At 63.1% G+C, this 16,765-nt stretch carries 12 protein-coding genes; 10 read left to right on the top strand and 2 right to left on the bottom strand.

Translation table 11 applies throughout. The features are described from left to right. Positions 1-145: 145 nt before the first annotated feature. Positions 146-3,841 (bottom strand): peptidoglycan-binding protein, encoded by a 3,696-nt coding sequence (locus ACCO56_RS01490; RefSeq protein WP_433636938.1) that lies wholly within the window; start codon positions 3,839-3,841, stop codon positions 146-148. Positions 3,842-4,278: 437 nt separating this feature from the next. On the opposite strand from ACCO56_RS01490, the gene ACCO56_RS01495 reads away from it, so the two are divergent. The 9 genes from ACCO56_RS01495 (at position 4,279) to ACCO56_RS01535 (ending at position 14,353) form a co-directional block, all read left to right on the top strand. Beyond that, positions 4,279-4,740, top strand: a complete 462-nt coding sequence (locus tag ACCO56_RS01495; protein WP_433636940.1) for a MerR family transcriptional regulator — start codon at positions 4,279-4,281, stop codon at positions 4,738-4,740. A 233-nt stretch (positions 4,741-4,973) separates the two neighbouring features. After that, the gene (locus ACCO56_RS01500) at positions 4,974-6,770 is read left to right on the top strand and encodes an acyl-CoA dehydrogenase (RefSeq protein ID WP_433636941.1); all 1,797 of its coding nucleotides are present in this window, start codon (positions 4,974-4,976) and stop codon (positions 6,768-6,770) included. A gap of 267 nt (positions 6,771-7,037) precedes the next feature. Then, on the top strand, positions 7,038-8,162 hold the full coding sequence (locus ACCO56_RS01505) for an acyl-CoA dehydrogenase family protein (RefSeq protein ID WP_433638294.1): 1,125 nt from the start codon (positions 7,038-7,040) through the stop codon (positions 8,160-8,162). Positions 8,163-8,217: 55 nt separating this feature from the next. Continuing rightward, positions 8,218-9,426: an acetyl-CoA C-acetyltransferase gene (locus ACCO56_RS01510; RefSeq protein WP_433636942.1), complete on the top strand. Its 1,209-nt coding sequence runs from the start codon at positions 8,218-8,220 to the stop codon at positions 9,424-9,426. Between the two features lie 17 nt (positions 9,427-9,443). Beyond that, positions 9,444-11,663, top strand: a complete 2,220-nt coding sequence (locus ACCO56_RS01515) for a 3-hydroxyacyl-CoA dehydrogenase NAD-binding domain-containing protein (protein WP_433636943.1) — start codon at positions 9,444-9,446, stop codon at positions 11,661-11,663. A 17-nt stretch (positions 11,664-11,680) separates the two neighbouring features. Continuing rightward, complete coding sequence (locus ACCO56_RS01520) at positions 11,681-12,226, top strand: thioesterase family protein (protein WP_433636944.1); 546 nt, start codon at positions 11,681-11,683, stop codon at positions 12,224-12,226. A 59-nt stretch (positions 12,227-12,285) separates the two neighbouring features. After that, the gene (locus ACCO56_RS01525; RefSeq protein WP_433636945.1) at positions 12,286-12,906 is read left to right on the top strand and encodes a 2-hydroxychromene-2-carboxylate isomerase; all 621 of its coding nucleotides are present in this window, start codon (positions 12,286-12,288) and stop codon (positions 12,904-12,906) included. 92 nt (positions 12,907-12,998) lie between these two features. Next, the gene (locus ACCO56_RS01530) at positions 12,999-13,634 is read left to right on the top strand and encodes a S24 family peptidase (protein WP_433636946.1); all 636 of its coding nucleotides are present in this window, start codon (positions 12,999-13,001) and stop codon (positions 13,632-13,634) included. Next, on the top strand, positions 13,601-14,353 hold the full coding sequence (locus tag ACCO56_RS01535) for a thermonuclease family protein (protein ID WP_433636947.1): 753 nt from the start codon (positions 13,601-13,603) through the stop codon (positions 14,351-14,353). Before ACCO56_RS01530 ends, ACCO56_RS01535 begins: the two co-directional genes overlap by 34 nt. 105 nt (positions 14,354-14,458) lie before the next feature. Here ACCO56_RS01535 and ACCO56_RS01540 read toward each other — a convergent pair whose 3' ends face one another. Continuing rightward, the gene (locus ACCO56_RS01540; RefSeq protein ID WP_433636949.1) at positions 14,459-16,111 is read right to left on the bottom strand and encodes a lysine--tRNA ligase; all 1,653 of its coding nucleotides are present in this window, start codon (positions 16,109-16,111) and stop codon (positions 14,459-14,461) included. 168 nt (positions 16,112-16,279) lie between these two features. On the opposite strand from ACCO56_RS01540, the gene ACCO56_RS01545 reads away from it, so the two are divergent. Next, entirely contained in the window at positions 16,280-16,693 is a 414-nt protein-coding gene (locus ACCO56_RS01545) for a tellurite resistance TerB family protein (protein ID WP_433636951.1), read from the top strand. Positions 16,694-16,765: the final 72 nt, after the last annotated feature.

Consider the following 16,765-nt stretch of genomic DNA (forward strand, 5'->3'; position numbering starts at 1 on the left):
CCCTATGAAGCACTTGCCGGAAAATTCTGGCTGTTCTTGGGCCGACATGGCGGCGATGTCAAACGCCATTCGAAGACGAGGTTAAGGCCAGACCCCACCGCCGGTCTCCGAGCGAATATGCAGAGTGGATGGACCACCTGTCCGCCTATTTCCGTTCGATCAGCGCCTTGACCAGACTCTCGTCCACCCGGCCCGTCGGATCCATGCCATTGTCCTTCTGGAAGGCGGCGATGGCGGTCTTGGTCTTCTCCCCCATGACGCCGTCGGCGCCGCCGGCGTCGTAGCCGTTTTTGTTCAGAATCTTCTGAATGTTGGCGACGGCCTTCTTCATGTCGACGCTGGCGGTCTTGACCGGCCCGTCCTGCCAGGAAGCAGGGATGTCGACGGCATTGGCGGCAGCTTCCGCGGTCTTCGGCTTCCACAATTCGGCGGCCGCACGGGCACGTTCGAGCTGCTCAGGACGCAGCATCTTGGCGACTTCGTCGCGTTTGGTGGAAGCATCCTGATCGCCCGTCTTCGCCACGAGGGCGAACCATTTGTAGGATTCCTCCAGATTTTGCGGCATGCCGATGCCCTTGGCCGCCAGAATGCCGAGATTGAACTGGCTGTCCTTGACGCCGAGCTCGGCCGCTTCGATGAACCAGCGCGCCGCTGAATCGTTGTCGGCGACGCCGTCCGCTCCCATGGCGAAGAGCACGGCGAGATTATGCATGGCGCTGGCGTTTCCCTGAGCGGCCGCCAGCTGGTACCAGGTCTTGGCCTTGGCTATGTCGCGGGTTACGCCGAGCCCCTTTTCGTAGAAGTTCCCGATACGATATTGCGCCGGGGCGAATCCCAGTTCGGCGGCTCTCTCGTACCATTTCGCCGCAGCCGCCATGTCGTCCTTCACCCCACGTCCTTCTGCGTAACGGGAGCCGATCTCGAACATCGCCTTGGGGTTGCCGGCATCCGCGGCTTCCCGCAGCGGAGCGGGACCGGCATCGGCTGGCGCTGGTTCGAATGCGGCCTTTGCCTCGCTCGCATTAGGCTCGGTGAATGGGGTGACGATCGGCGGAGCCGCTTCGGTCGCCGACATCCTGTCGTCGGAGCGGTCGATGCTCGACGTCGGCATGCTTGCATCGATGTCTGGCTCTGCGGCAACGGGCGTTTCCGCCGTCCGGGATTCCGGGGCGCCGTCGTTTGTGGGCATGTCGTCGGAGGCGGCCGATCGTGGGGCCTGCGGCGCGGTACTGGCAACGACCGGCTCTGCGGGGCGGGCATTCGGCGTATCGGCTGTTGTCGAGGCCGGCTCGATCGTGAAAGCGTCGCCATTGGCAAGCTGCTCGTCATCGGCGAGGAGCGCTCGACCGAGCTGCATCGCGCCCAGGGCAAGCACGATCGCGACCGTCCCCATCAGGATGGACTTGCGCTTGCGGCGCAGGAATTCGCCGAGGCCGAAGGAGGAGCGCTGCCCGCTCATGTCGGAAGCCTTCATGGACCCGGCTTCGGCCGCGGCGGCCTGGGCGGCACGACGCGCGGCCGCTATGAAATCCGACTTCGCGGCTTCGTTGTCGGTGTGGCGCGGCGTCTGGCCGCGTTCGTCGCGGACGCGCCGCATGATTGCGTTCAGGTCCGGAGCGCCGGAGCCGGGTTCGAGCGGGCGGTTGGCGATGCTGGGATCGAGCGGCTCGTCGAGATCGAGCGTTGGCGCCTCTGGCCGGGGCGGCGCCGCGGCTGCTGGCGATGTGCTTGCTTTTTCCTCTCGCGCGAAGAAGGCCCGGCCGAGCCCGCCGAACATGGAGCGGACAAGGCCTGTCGAACCGGTCTCTTCCGCGGTGTGCGCACCCATCGCGGCGGCCGCCGCGGCGGCCGCTGCCTCGTGAGGTGTCCGGGCACCATTGTCCTGGCCGGGATCAAGGGCCACGAAGGCGAAGTCCTCTTCGGCATCCGGCTGGATCGACGGCGCGGCGTTGACAGCCATCTTCCGAGGTTCGGGTGGCTGGCTGGGGGGGGCCGGGGAACGATGCTCGAGCGCGCCCAGCCGGTCGACGATCTTCAGCAGCGTGTCGTGGATCGCTTCGAAAGTCCTAGTGTTGCGCTCGTCGGAATGGCGGGTGAGTGTTTCCAGCGACCTCAGATCCTCGGCAAGGCCAGCCACAGCTGCCGAATCGGATGGGGAATCGGCGAGCGTGCGGACCGCATTCTCGGCTGCCTGGCGCGCTGCCTCCAGAATGGCATCGCGCTGGCCGGCGATGGACTGTTCGATCTCGTCAAGCCGCGGCGCGATATCCTCGAAATCTGGCAGGGGGGCCACCGGCCGCGCGAGATGCGCCGACAGGCCGGAAACCTGGGCCTCCAGGCTCCGGATGAGTTCGGGATCGATCGCCGCGACGTGGGCCGCCGAGGATTCGAGCCTGGCGGAGATTTCCTCCAGCCTGGCCTCCATGTGACGCATGGCTTCATCGCCCGGGCCCGGCCTGTCGATGTCCAACCGCCGGGCGAGTTCGGCAAAGCGTGCGTCGATGGCATCCATTATGCCAACGTCGTCGAAGCCGGAGCGGCGTTCGTCGAGCCGGGCAGCGACGTCTTCGAGGCGCCGCTCCAGGTCGCGGAAGAGCGCCTGCCCGTGCTCGATTGCATCGCCTTGCCGTCGGTCGAGCATGTCGGAGAGCATAATGAAACGATCTTCGATGCCGCGCAGGATGTGGTCGGCCTCGGGAGCGGCTGGGCCGCTATCTATTTTTTCAGCAATCGCCGAGACCTGTCTTGCGAGCCGTTCGAGCGACTTTTCCGGCACTGCGCGATGCGCGGCGATCTGATCGACGCGCTGCGAGAGCAAAGCGAGCCGATCAATGACCTCGACCGACGGCCGGTCCTCGATCAATTCCTCCACTTGCCGGGCGAGCGAGGCGATGCGCGCCTCGATGCGCTCGAACGGCGCGGGGTCGAAATGCGGCGCCTCGATCATCGCGGTCGACGCAACAATCGCCCGCGAGATCTCGTCGAGGCGCTCTTCGATGAGTTGAAAAGTCTGGTGGTCGCGCCGGTCCTGCTGACTGGCGAAATGGTCCACGGCTGTTGCCAGGACACGGACTTTTTCCTCCAGGGAGCGCAGGCACAGCGATTCCGGCAGGTTGTGCACCGCCTCCGTGATCTCCTGGAGGCGTCGGTTCAGCGCGGCCAGGGCAGGATCGTCATTGTGCGTCGAGTTGCCGGCAAGGCGATCCTCGATGTGGGACCAGCGCCTGTCGAATTCCTCCCAATGGCGGTCGGCCGAGCGCACGGTTTCCTCGCGCGCCAGCAAGTCGAGCGAATTCCTGACCTGCTCCAGCTCGAGCCGAAGCATGTGGACGCCGCGGTCGTCGCTGCGCCCTGCCAGGGAATGGATGGCGTCGGAGAGCCGGTCGAACTCAGCGCCCAGGGCAGTGCTCTCGCTTGTCGCGGGCGAAGCGGCGTAGGCGCGCTCGATATCGTTGCGCAGCGTATCGAACTCGCGCCGAAGGCCGGCGGTCATCTGGTGGCGCAGTTCCTCGCGCAGGCCCTTGAGCTCGCTCGCGATTCGACCGACCGACGCGACGCCTTCCTCCTGACCGCGGACACGGTCTATGTCCCTCGCAATCTCCTGGTAGGTCGGTCCGGAGGAACGGTACCGGTCATCCTGGCGCCTCTCGCCGGAGCTTGTGCGCCGGTCGTCGGCCCCTTGCGAACGGGAGGCGTCGGTGCCGCGGGGGAAGCCTGCTCCGCCGCGTTCCAGCCGGCTCTCGATATCTTCAAGCGAACGATTCAGTTCCTCCAGCGAGGCATGCGCCTTGCGCGGCCGCCCGACGTTGAGGGAATCAAGGTAGGACCGCTTGCTGTTCATTGTCCGCCAGCCAAACTCCGCCGGCGTAGAGCCGGCTTCCGTGCAAGTCGGGGTACGACGCGGCTGCTGTTTCCTTGGACAGCCTCAGAAGCCAAGCTCTTCTGTGCTGTCATCCTTGCGTTGAAAAGCGGGAGCAATTCGACGCAGGACAACCACGGGATACCGACATGCGCACATTTCCCCCAACGTGGTAAACAAGCGGTTAATCGAGGTTAAGACTTTGCTGACAGTTGCGGGAAATGCATGGCTGCCCTGCGTCCCTTTCGCACTTGCAAGAAAAATCGCGTTTCAGTATAGGATTGACGTAAACGTAAGAGAGGCGCTTTCGCGCCCTCTGAAACTCCTTGAAACCATGATCGGATGAGCGAAGCCCCAACGCTTCCGACAGGGCGTGTTCCAGGCATCGGCCGGGCGCCACGAGCGAGAAAAGCAAGAAGATGACGAAACTGATGCAGGTCGGCGACGCTGCCGCCAACTCCAATGACGCTTCCCTGGAAACCGAAGACGGCTACTTCCGCATCGGCGAGATGGCCAAGGCGTTCGGCGTGACACTGCGCGCCTTGCGTTTCTACGAAGACAAGGGGCTGCTCAGCCCGAAGCGGGACGGCTCGACGCGCCTTTATACCCGCCGCGATCGGACACGGCTCAAGCTGATCTTGCTCGGCCGCAAGGTGGGCTTCTCCCTTCGCGAAGTGAAGCAGATGATCGATCTTTATGATCCGACGGGCACCAATGTGAAGCAGCTCAGGCTGGCTCTCGAAAAATCCGAGAAGCAGCTTGTCAGGCTCCAGAAGCAGCGCGCCGCGATCGATGAGGCGATCGGCGACCTGACTCAGGCCATGAATATTGTGCGGGCTAAGCTCGCCGATCGTCAGCCCGCCAAGGTGGTCAACGGCTGACGCCTTCCAGGTTTTGCGGTTTCATCGACAGCCCGGCGGCCTCCAGGTCGCCGGGCTGTCTGCTTAAGCTTCGGACATGGCGGTTGCTGAGCGCACGGGCCCGTTCCGCGGAAATCCCACGGCCGAGATAAATTGACGTTTACGCAAACGTCAAAAATTGCTAAGGCGGAATCCAGCGATGGTTTTCGGGGCCCGCAAGGTCGACCGGAACGACAAAACCGTGGAGGATCATCATGCCGACCTACAAGGCGCCGGTCCAGGATACGCTTTTCCTGCTCAACGAGGTGCTGGGTTACGAACGCTACAGCAATCTTCCCGGCTTCTCCGACGCCACCCCTGACATTCTCGAGGCGATCCTGGCCGAAGGCGCCAAATTCGCCGAGAACGTCGTCCAGCCGACCAACCGGATCGGCGATATCGAGGGCTGTGTCCGCCACCCCGACGGTTCCGTCACCACGCCGGAGATCTTCAAGGACGCCTATCGCCAATATCGCGAAGGCGGTTGGATGGGGCTTTCCGTTCCGGCCGAGTTCGGCGGGCAGGGGCTGCCCTATACGGTTCATTCAGCCGTCGGCGAATATCTCTCTTCCGCCAACATGGCCTTCATGATGTATGCGGGCCTGACCCAGGGCGCGATAGCGGCGATCCTGGCTCATGGCAGCGACGAGCAGAAGGCCGCTTGGCTGCCCAAGATGGTCGACGGCATCTGGACCGGAACCATGAACCTGACCGAGCCGCATTGCGGTACGGATCTGGGTCTGTTGCGCAGCAAGGCCGTGCCGAATGGCGACGGTTCCTACAGGATTTCCGGGCAGAAGATCTTCATCTCGGCCGGCGAGCACGATCTTTCCGAGAACATCGTTCACCTTGTCCTGGCGCGCATCGAAGGCGCGCCGGACGGGGTCAAGGGCATTTCGCTCTTCATCGTGCCCAAATTCACGCCCGATGGCAGCGGGGCGCCGGGCGAGCGCAACGGCGTGTCGTGCGGCTCGATCGAGGAGAAGATGGGCATCCACGGCAATTCGACCTGCGTCATGAACTATGACGAGGCGACGGGCTACCTGCTCGGCCAGGAGAATGGTGGCCTGAAGGCGATGTTCACCATGATGAATGAGGCTCGCCTGGGTGTTGGCCTACAGGGGCTGTCGATAGCCGAGGTCGCCTACCAGAATGCCGTGGCCTACGCCAAGGAGCGTCTGCAGGGCCGCTCGCTCACCGGCCCGAAGGCGCCGGACAAGAAGGCGGACCCGATCATCGTCCATCCCGATGTGCGCCGCACGCTGATGACGATCAAGTCCTTCAACGAGGCCGGCCGGGCGCTCATCTTGTGGACGGCGATCAAGTCGGACGTCGCCCACCGTTCGGGAGACGAGAAGGACAGGCAGGCGGCAGAGGACCACATGAGTCTGATGACGCCGGTCATCAAGGGTGTGCTTACCGACAAGGGTTTCGATCATGCGGTGATGGCCCAGCAGCTGTTCGGCGGCCACGGCTACATCGAGGAGCACGGGATGAGCCAGTTCGTCCGTGATGCCCGTATCGCCATGATCTATGAAGGCGCCAATGGCATCCAGGCGCTTGACCTCGTCGGGCGCAAGCTGGCCATGAATGGCGGCCGCGCGGTGCAAGCCTTCTTCAAGGAGGTCGGAGAGTTCTGCGAAGAGAACCGCGCTGACGAGAAGATGGCACCCTTCACCAAGCAACTGAAGAAGGGCCTGAACGACCTGCAGGCGGCGACCATGTGGCTGATGCAGAATGCCATGGCCAAGCCCGACAATGCCGGCGCGGCATCGACCGACTACATGCATCTCTTCGGTCTCGTCGCGCTCGGCTATATGTGGGCTCAGATGGCAAAGGCAGCACAGGCGAAGCTCGCCGATGGCGCAGATGGCAAGTCGTCCTTCTACGAGAACAAACTGGTGACTGCTCGCTTCTTCATGGAGCGTGTCATGCCCGAGACCGCGGCCCATCTCGCCCGCATATCGAGCGGCGCGGACACCATGATGGCGTTGCCAGCCGAAGCATTTTGAAACTATGTTCACCCCTCATCCGACCTCGCTTCGCGAGGCCACCTTCTCCCACAAAGGGAGAAGGTGGGAGCTTTGCACGAGCGCTTCTGCCAATCGCAAACGCTGGCGCTTGGCGCCGGCGTTGCAGCCGGCCTTCCCTTCTCCCCTTGTGGGAGAAGGTGGCCGCGCGAAGCGAGGTCGGATGAGGGGTTGTCTGATTGAACTGGGAGGTAATAGCCGGTGTCTACCGATCCCGCATCCGTACTCGAACTGCCGAAGCCGCGCTGGATGACCGACGATGTCGCCATGCTCTACGACATGGCGGCGCGTTTCCTTTCCGAGGAGATCGCCCCGAAATACGACGAGTTCGAGAAGGCGGAGATCTTCGACCGGGAGAGCTGGAAGAAGGCGGGGGAGCACGGCCTGCTCTGCGCCTCGATGCCCGAGGAATATGGCGGCTCCGGCGGCAGCTATGCTCATGAGAGCGCCATCATCGAGGCGGTCAGCCATGTCGGTGTCGACGGTTTCGGCATCGCGCTCCACAATTCCATCGTTGCACCCTACATCCTCCACTACGGCTCGGAGGAACAGAAGAAGAAATGGTTGCCCAGGATGGCGACGGGCGAACTGATCGGGGCGATCGCCATGACGGAGCCTGGCGCCGGTTCCGACCTTCAAGGCGTCAAGACCCGCGCCGAGAAGGACGGCAATCATTACCGCATCAACGGTTCCAAGACTTTCATCACCAATGGCCAGCTCGCGAACCTGATCGTTCTGGTGACCAAGACGGATCCGGCCATGGGCGCCAAAGGGACCTCGCTCATCGTGGTGGAGACCGACGAGGTCGAGGGTTTCGAACGCGGCCGCAACCTCGACAAGATCGGGTTGAAGTCGAACGACACCTCCGAGCTGTTCTTCAACGACGTTCGCGTGCCGACGTCGAACCTGCTCGGCCAGGAGGAAGGACAGGGCTTCATCCAGCTCATGCAGCAATTGCCGCAGGAGCGCCTGCAGATCGGCGCGACCGCCATCGCCATGGCCGAGCGCGCCCTAGCGCTCACCATCGACTACGTTAAGGAACGCAAAGCCTTCGGCAAGGCTGTGATCGATTTCCAGAACAGCCAGTTCAAGCTCGCCGAACTGAAGACGGAGACCACGGTGGGACGCGTCTTCTACAACAACTGCGTGGAGCGCCACATCAATGGCGGGCTGGACCCGGTGACGGCTTCGATGGCGAAGTACTGGCTGTCGGAGCTGCAGGGCAAGGTCGTGGACCAGTGTCTGCAGCTGTTCGGGGGCTATGGCTACATGAATGAGTATCCGATTGCCCGCATGTACCGCGATGCGCGCGTGCAGCGCATCTACGGCGGGACCAACGAGATCATGAAACTCCTGATCGCGCGCAGCCTGTAAGGCAGGCTTGAGCCTGCCCAATCCACGCCTGATCCGGAAACCCAAGGAGACCAAGATGGCAGACGTATTTGTCTATGACGCCGTACGTACCCCGCGGGGGCGCGGCAAGAAGGATGGCTCCCTTCATGAAGTGCCGGCCGTGCGCCTCGGCGCCAAAGTCCTCGAAGCAGTGCGCGACCGCAACGGGCTCGATACCGGCACGGTCGACGATATCATCTTCGGCTGCGTCGACCCCGTGGGCGAGGCCGGCTCCGTGATCCCGCGCTCCGCCGCCTTCGAGGCCGGCTACGACGTCAAGGCGCCGGGCATGCAGATCTCGCGCTTCTGCGCTTCGGGCCTCGACGCCATCAATCTCGGCGCGGCGAAGATCGCCCAGGGCGCCGACGACATCGTGATCTCGGGCGGCGTCGAATCGATGTCGCGCGTGGGCATGGGCATGTCGGGCGGCTCCTGGTTCATGGACCCCTCGGTCGGCCTGCCCGCCTATTTCGTGCCCCAAGGCGTCTCGGCCGACCTGATCGCCACCAAATACGGCTTCTCCCGCGACGATGTCGACGCCTATGCCGTCGAGAGCCAGAAGCGCGCCGCCAAGGCGTGGGAGAAAGGCTGGTTCAAAAACTCGGTCGTCCCGATCAAGGACCAGAACGGCCTTACCATCCTCGACCGTGACGAGCACATGCGGCCTTCGACCGACATGCAGGCGCTCGCCTCGCTCAATCCGTCCTTCACCATGCCGGGCGAGATGGGCGGTTTTTCCTCCGTCGCCATCCAGCGGCACCCCGAAGTCGAGGAGATCAATTACGTCCATCACGCCGGCAACTCGTCGGGCATCGTCGATGGCGCGGCCGCGGTCCTGCTCGGGTCCAAGAAAGGCGGCAAGTCGATGGGGCTGAAGCCGCGCGCCCGCATTCGCGCCTTCTCCAACATCGGTTCGGAACCGGCGATCATGCTCACCGGCCCGGTCGATGTCACCGAGAAGCTCTTGAAGCGCGCCAAGATGAAGCTCGAGGATATAGACCTGTTCGAGCTCAACGAGGCCTTTGCGGCGGTCGTTCTGCGCTACATGCAGGCTTTCGACATTCCGCACGACCGCATCAACGTCAATGGCGGTGCGATCGCCATGGGCCATCCGCTCGGGGCAACGGGTGCGATGATCTTCGGCACCGTGCTCGACGAACTGGAACGGCGCGACCTCAACACCGCGCTCGTGACGCTCTGCATCGGCGCCGGCATGGGCACCGCGACGATCATCGAACGCGTCTGATCGGAAGGAATAGCATCATGACCTACAAGAACTTCTCCTTCGACGTCGACGCCGACGGCATTGCGCTCATCACCTGGGACATGCCAGGCAAGTCCATGAATGTCTTCGACGAGACGGTCATGGAGGAACTGGAGCAGATCGTCGCCAAGGTCACGGATGACGGCGCGATCAAGGGTGCGGTGATTACCTCCGGCAAGGAGACCTATTCCGGCGGCGCCGACCTCTCGATGCTGCAGCGGATGCTGAAGCTGTTTTCCGACGAGAAGGCCAGGGATCCGCTGGCGGCCACCAAGCTGCTATTCGACAATGCCGGCCGCATGACGTGGCTGTTCCGCAAGATCGAGACATGCGGCAAGCCGTGGGTGTCGGCGATCAATGGCACCTGCATGGGCGGGGCCTTCGAACTGTCGCTTGCCTGCCATGGCCGCGTCGCCGCCGATAGCGAGAAGGTCAAGATGGCGCTTCCCGAGGTCAAGGTCGGCATCTTCCCGGGCGCCGGCGGCACTCAGCGCGTCCCGCGTCTGGCCAAAGGTCAGGACGCCCTGACCATGCTCACCTCCGGCCAGAACCTTTCGCCGCAAAGGGCCAAGGCCATGGGCCTGATCCACGAGATCGCGGAGCCTGCCAAGCTGGTCGAGACTGCCAAGGCGATGATCAGGAACGGCCTGAAGCCGGTCGCGCCATGGGACGAGAAAGGCTTCAAGCTGCCCGACGGTCCGGTCTATTCGGCGGCAGGCGCCAATCTCTGGCCGCCGGCGATCGCCATCCTGCGCCGCGAGACCTACGGCAACTATCCGGCCGCGTCCGCCATCCTGAAATGCGTCTATGAAGGCCTGCTGGTCCCCTTCGACACGGCGCTGCGCATCGAGCAGCGTTACTTCACCGAGATACTCCAGAGCCGCGAGGCGGCGGCGATGATCCGCTCGCTGTTCATTTCGCTGCAGGAACTCAACAAGGGCGCCCGTCGTCCCGAAGGCGTGCCGGAGACCAAGTTCAAGAAAATCGGCGTGCTCGGTGCCGGCTTCATGGGGGCGGGGATCGCCTATGTCACCGCGAAGGCCGGTATCCCCGTGGTCCTGCTCGACCGTGACATGGAAGCAGCCGAGAAGGGGAAGGCGCATTCCGACAATCTGATCTCCGACCAGGTCAAGAAGGGCCGCGCCAAGCCCGAGGAGAAGGAAAAGCTCCTGTCGCTGATCACGCCGACCGCCGACTACGCCGATCTCGACGGTTGCGACATGGTCATCGAGGCGGTCTTCGAGGACTCCGAGATCAAGAAGGGTGTTACCGAAAAAGCCGAAGCCGTGCTCAAGCCGGCGGCGACCTTCGCCTCCAACACCTCGACGATCCCGATCACGTCGCTCGCCAAAAATTCGGTGCGGCCGAAGGACTTCATCGGCATCCATTTCTTCTCGCCGGTCGACAGGATGATGCTGGTCGAGGTCATCCTCGGCAAGAAGACCGGCGACAAGGCGCTCGCCATGGCCATCGACTATGTGCGGGCGATCAAGAAGACCCCGATAGTGGTCAACGATACGCGTGGCTTCTACGTCAATCGCTGCGTGCTGCGCTACATGGCGGAAGCCTACCAGATGCTGATCGAAGGCGTGCCGGCCGCCATGATCGAGAATGCCGCCAAGATGGCCGGCATGCCGGTCGGTCCCCTGGCGCTGACCGACGAGACGGCGATCGACCTCGCCCAGAAGATCATGAAGCAGACCATCCGCGACCTTGGCGAAAAGGCCGTGGACGCCGACCAGATGGCGCTGATCAACACCATGGTCGACAAGCATGGCCGCTTCGGCCGCAAGAACGGCAAGGGCTTCTACGACTATCCGGCGAAGCCGGCCAAGAAGAAGCTGTGGCCCGGGCTGAAAGATCTCTATGAGCAGCAGGATGCGGACAAGGTCGATGTCGGGGAGCTGAAACAGCGTTTCCTCTACACGATCGCGCTTGAAGCATCGCGCGTTATGGAGGAAGGCATCGTCACCGACCCGCGCGAGGCCGATGTAGGCTCGATCCTGGCCTTCGGTTTCGCGCCTTATACCGGCGGCGCCCTATCCTATGTCGACGGCATCGGCGCGAAGAAATTCGTCAAGCGGGCCAAGGAGCTCCAGAAGCGCTACGGCGCGCAGTTCAAGGCCCCGAAGCTGCTCCTCGACATGGCGGAAAAGGGTGAAAGCTTTTACGGTCGCTTCGATCCATACGCCAAGGCCGACACCAAGAAGGCCGCCTGATCGGTCAAGGTCACGACATGTATGTCTGGGCCCGTTTGGCAAGGGTCATGGCGACTGCGCGTCGCCGTGGTCCCTACCTGCCGGGCGGCGAAAGCCGCTTGGCATTCCGTTGTTTGCCGACCGATATCGATTTGAACTTCCACCTCAACAACGCCCGCTATCTCATGATGGCGGATCTCGGTCGCATCGATATCTTCGCGCGCTCTGGTCTCATGAGGCTCTATCGGGAGCATGGCTGGGTGCCGATGATGGGCGGCGTGCAGAGCGTCTTCGTGCGAGAGATCAAGCTTTGGCGTCGTTTCGAGGTGGTATCCTCGATCGAGACCTGGGCCGGCACAGAGGTCATCGGGCGCCACAAATTCATTCTCGACAATGGCGAGACGGCGGCCATGGTCATGACGACGGCCGGCATCTACGACATGAACAACCGTACGTTCCTGCCGATCCGCGAGGTGGTCGACGCCCTTGGAGTCGACGCAACGCCACGTCCGCCGACAGAGGCCGAGCGCATCTTCATGGCCTCGCATTCGGGCTTGCGCAAGCTGGCCAAGGCCGGCGGCTGACGGCTTCCGCCCGAGATATGATTGCCTTATCCTGCCTACCACCAAAGGCAGGAGGCCGCATGACGGCGACGATCGACTACTACTTCACCTCAACCTCTCCATGGACCTATCTCGGTCACGAAGCGGTCGGCGAGGTCGCGAGGAAGCACGGCGTGCGGCTCGACATTAGGCCGGTCGATCTCTCGGGCGTCTGGGCGGTGTCCGGCGGCGTGCCGCTTGCGAAACGCTCCCCGACGCGTCAGCGCTACCGGCTCATCGAATTGCAGCGCTATTCGGAGCTGCGCGGCATTCCGATGAACTTGAAACCCAAATACGCGCCGGCCGACGCTTCGCTTGCGGACCTCGCAACCATCGCCATTCTTCTCGAACGCGGCGATCCGTTCGGCTTCCTCCGACGAGTCATGAGAGCCTATTGGGCAGAGGAGCAGAACATCTCCGATCGGACTGTGATCGCGCGATTGCTCGGCGCCGAAGGTTTCGACCAAGCCGCCATTTTGGACGCAACGGACAGCGAGGCGGCCTTCGACATGCGTCAGCGGAACACCGAAGCTGCGATCACTGCCGATGCGATCGGCGTGCCTGCGTATGTGCTCAACGGCGAGGTTTTCTGGGGCCAAGATCGTATCGACCTTCTCGATCGGGCTTTGTCTACGGGCCGGTCGCCATTCAAGCCATTGTGAGTTTCGGTCGCGAGATCCCTTCCTGTCTGGACAATCCTCGGTGCCGGGAGGTAGGAGAGGCGGGTGTCTATTCCTGTTGTGGGTAGCTGCCCATGCTTTCGCATGATCGTGTCTGGGCCGCCATCGATGCCCTGGCCGCGCGGCATTCGCTTTCCGCGTCAGGCCTGGCCAAGCGCGCCGGCCTCGATTCGACGGCCTTCAACAAGTCGAAGCGCCGTTCCTCGGATGGGCGTCCGCGCTGGCCTTCGACGGAATCGCTTGCCAAGGTCATCCAGGCTACCAATTCGTCCCTGGATGACTTCCTGGCACTGATCGAAGGCATGTCGGGGAAGGCAACAAATGGTCGTACCGTGCCGCTCATCGGTTTCGCACAGGCTGGGGCCGGTGGTTTTTTCGACGATGCCGGCTTTCCGGCAGGGCAGGGATGGGATCTCGTCGAGCTGCCTTCGGGTGCGGCCGAAGGTGCCTATGCTCTTCAGGTCCAAGGCGATTCCATGCTGCCGCTTTATCGCGATGGCGATCTGCTGATCGTCGAGCCCGGTGCGTCGATACGCCGAGGAGACCGGGTGGTGGTCAAGACGGTGGAGGGCGAGGTCATGGCCAAGCTTCTCGAACGGCGGACAGCTCAATCGGTCACTCTGGTGTCGGTCAATCCCGCCCATCCCAACCGCCAGATTGCGATCGAGTCCATAGAATGGATGGCGCGCATCGTCTGGGCGAGCCAATAGGCGGCATGCGGCCGGCAATCGCTCTCCTCGCCGTGTTCATGGTTGGTGCCGCCGCCATGGCGATGAAGGTCGGCGGTCGAAATCTTGCGCCGGTCGAGCGGTCCGGAAAAGCCGAACCAGCCTCGTCGGGCGCCAAGGAGGCTGCGGCGCCCGCGCCGGTCGAACGGAGGCCTGCAGCCGAGCCATCGACGGGCGATGCCGGTGCCGGTACAACCCAGCCCAACGAGGCGGATCGCTCGTCGGAAGGGGCGTTCGAAAGAGTGGAGCCGCGCGAACCGCTGTCGGAACTGAGCCTCGCGCTGCCGCCGAAGCCTCCGTCGGGGCCAAGCGGTGTCATCCTCTTCCGCCCGATAGCCACGAGCTCGGCCAGATTCGAGGCGATGGATCGCGTTGTCGCCGTCGCCGGCGTCGAGAATGTCGAACTCGACGAACGCTGTTCCTACGAGGGCGAGGATTGGGATTGCGGCATCCATGCGCGCACGGCCTTCCGGGCCTTCATCCGAGGACGCGCCATCACTTGCGACCTTGAGCCTGACGCCCCTAAGGAGGTCGTGGCCGACTGCCGCATTGGGGCGCAGGATGTCGGAGGCTGGCTGGTGGCGAATGGTTGGGCACGCGCGACGCCGGACGGGCGTTATGCCGATGCGGAGAAAAAAGCGCGCGAAGCGAAGCTCGGCGTCTTTGGACCTCCGCCGACGCCGAGCAGCGACTCAAGATAGGGCCTAAAGCGGTCGCTGGCAATCGGATTCGGGTGACACGCTTTAGGTCTTCGTTTTTGCCGCATTCTCGCGACGCCGACCGAATCCGGTCGGCTGTGAAATGCTCTAAGCCGCCAGTTCTCCCGCGAGCGCCTTTCCGATCAGCGCGCGTGTTTCGGCCACGCCGTAAAGTGCGGCGAAGGAGCCGAAGCGCGGGCCGCGCTCCTGGCCTATCAGCACCTGATAGATCATCTGGAAAAAGGCGACCGACACGCCAGGCCCACCTTCCGGGCTCTGCTTCGAATGATCCTGATAGCGCTCGATCTTGCGCGCCACGTTGAGGGCAGCGTTCTGGATCGACTCGCCATCGGCGCCCGCCGGCAACATGTCGAGCGCTTCGCCGAGCTTCTCCAATGCCTGGCGTTCCACCTCGTCGGGATGGCGATAGACCTTCGACGGCTTCACGAAATCGTCGAAATAGCGGATGGCGTATTCGGCGAGCCGGTCGAGTTCGGGATGAGACTGCGGCGTCACCCCCGGCGCGTAGCGTGAGATGAAGCCCCACAGCACGCCCTTGTTCTGGGCGTTGGAGGCGCTCACCAGATTGAGCAGCAGCGCGAAAGGCACGGGCAGGTCGATCGCCGGCGGCTCGCCGTCGTGGATGTGCCACACCGGATTGCCCAGACGCTCCTTCCAATCCTGCCGCGCATAGGCCGAGAGGAAGGTGTAGTATTCGTCGACGGCCCGCGGAATGACGTCGAAATAGAGCTTCTTCGCCACCTTCGGCTTCTGATACATGTAAAGGGCGAGGCTCTCGGTCGGCGCATAGGCAAGCCATTCGTCGATGGTGATGCCGTTGCCCTTCGACTTCGAGATCTTCTCGCCATTCTCGTCGAGAAAGAGCTCGTAGTTGAAGCCTTCCGGCGGCGTGCCGCCAAGAATCCGGCAGATCTTGCCGCTGGTCTTCACGTTGTCGATGTGGTCTTTCCCGGACATCTCGTAGTCGACGCCGAGCACGGCCCAGCGCAGTGCCCAGTCCGGCTTCCACTGCGCCTTGCAGCCGCCTCCCTTGACCGATGTTTCCCAGCGCTTGCCTGTCGCCGGATCGGTCCACACCACGGTGGCACGGTCCGCATGCACCTCCTCGATCGGCACCTGCATGACGACGCCGGTCTCGGGGTGGATGGGCAGGATCGGGGCGTAGGTCTTGCGGCGCTCCTCCCGCAGGGTCGGCAGCATCACCGCCATGACCTTGTCGTAGTTCTCGAGCATCTTCACGAGGCCGTCGTCGAAACGGCCCGATGTGTAATAGTCGAGCGCCGAGGCGAACTCGTAGTCGAAGCCGAACGTGTCGAGAAAACGCCGCAGCATCGCATTGTTGTGGTGGCCGAAGCTTTCATACTCGCCGAAAGGATCGGGCACGCGCGTCAGCGGCTTGCCAAGATGCTCCAGCAGCATCTCGCGATTGGGTACGTTCTCCGGCACCTTGCGCATGCCGTCGACATCGTCGGAGAAACAGAGGAGATTGGTGGCGATCTTGTCCTCGGTCAGGATGCGGAACGCATGCCTCACCATGGTCGTGCGGGCCACTTCGCCGAACGTGCCGATATGCGGCAGGCCAGAGGGGCCATAGCCCGTCTCGAACAGGACTGTTTTTGGGAAACCCGTTTTCCGGTAGCGCTCGATGATTTTACGAGCCTCCTCGAAAGGCCAGGCCCTGCTGTCGGCCGCGGCTGCAAGGATGTCGGGGTTGAGATCAATCGAGTTTGATCGCGTCATGTCGCTGTTCCCGGGGTTTTCTTGCGCTGGCATTCCGCTCTTGAGGCCGCGCGCCTGCCTGCTCTATTCCCCGCGATCCACAGCGTCAACGTTCGCCGGCGTTTTTCCTTGCGGCCGCCGCTGGTGCTCCCTACCTTCGCAGCCGCAAAACCAGGCGAGAGAGAAACGATGCCAGCACCGACTGTCCACGAAGCGATGATCTATCTGATGGTGATCACTTCGGCCTCCGACCGTGACATGACGGACGATGAGCTCGCCCGGATTGGGGAAGTCGTTCGCACGTGGCCGGTGTTTCACGATTTTGACGAGGAGAACCTGATCGCAGTCGCCCAGGCCTGCCAGAAGTTGCTGCATGAAGAGAAAGGGCTGGATGGAGTTCTGGAGTTGGCCCGCGAGGCGATCCCGGACCGGCTGCGCGACACTGCCTATGCGGCCGCAGTGGAAGTTGCGGCGGTGGATCTGGAGATGCGCATGGAAGAGTTGCGCGTGATACAGAAGCTGCGCCAGTATCTCGACCTTGACACAGCGACGACCTCGGCTGTCGAGCGCGCCGCCAAGGCGCGCCACCGCATGCTCACTTAATATCTACTGGCCCTGGATGTTTGCACATTCAGGGCGCCTCAATCGCCGGCGCGGCCTATCCGGGCCGCTTGG

The organism is Mesorhizobium sp. 1B3, assembly GCF_050958605.1.
In the GTDB taxonomy this organism is placed as follows: Bacteria; Pseudomonadota; Alphaproteobacteria; order Rhizobiales; family Rhizobiaceae.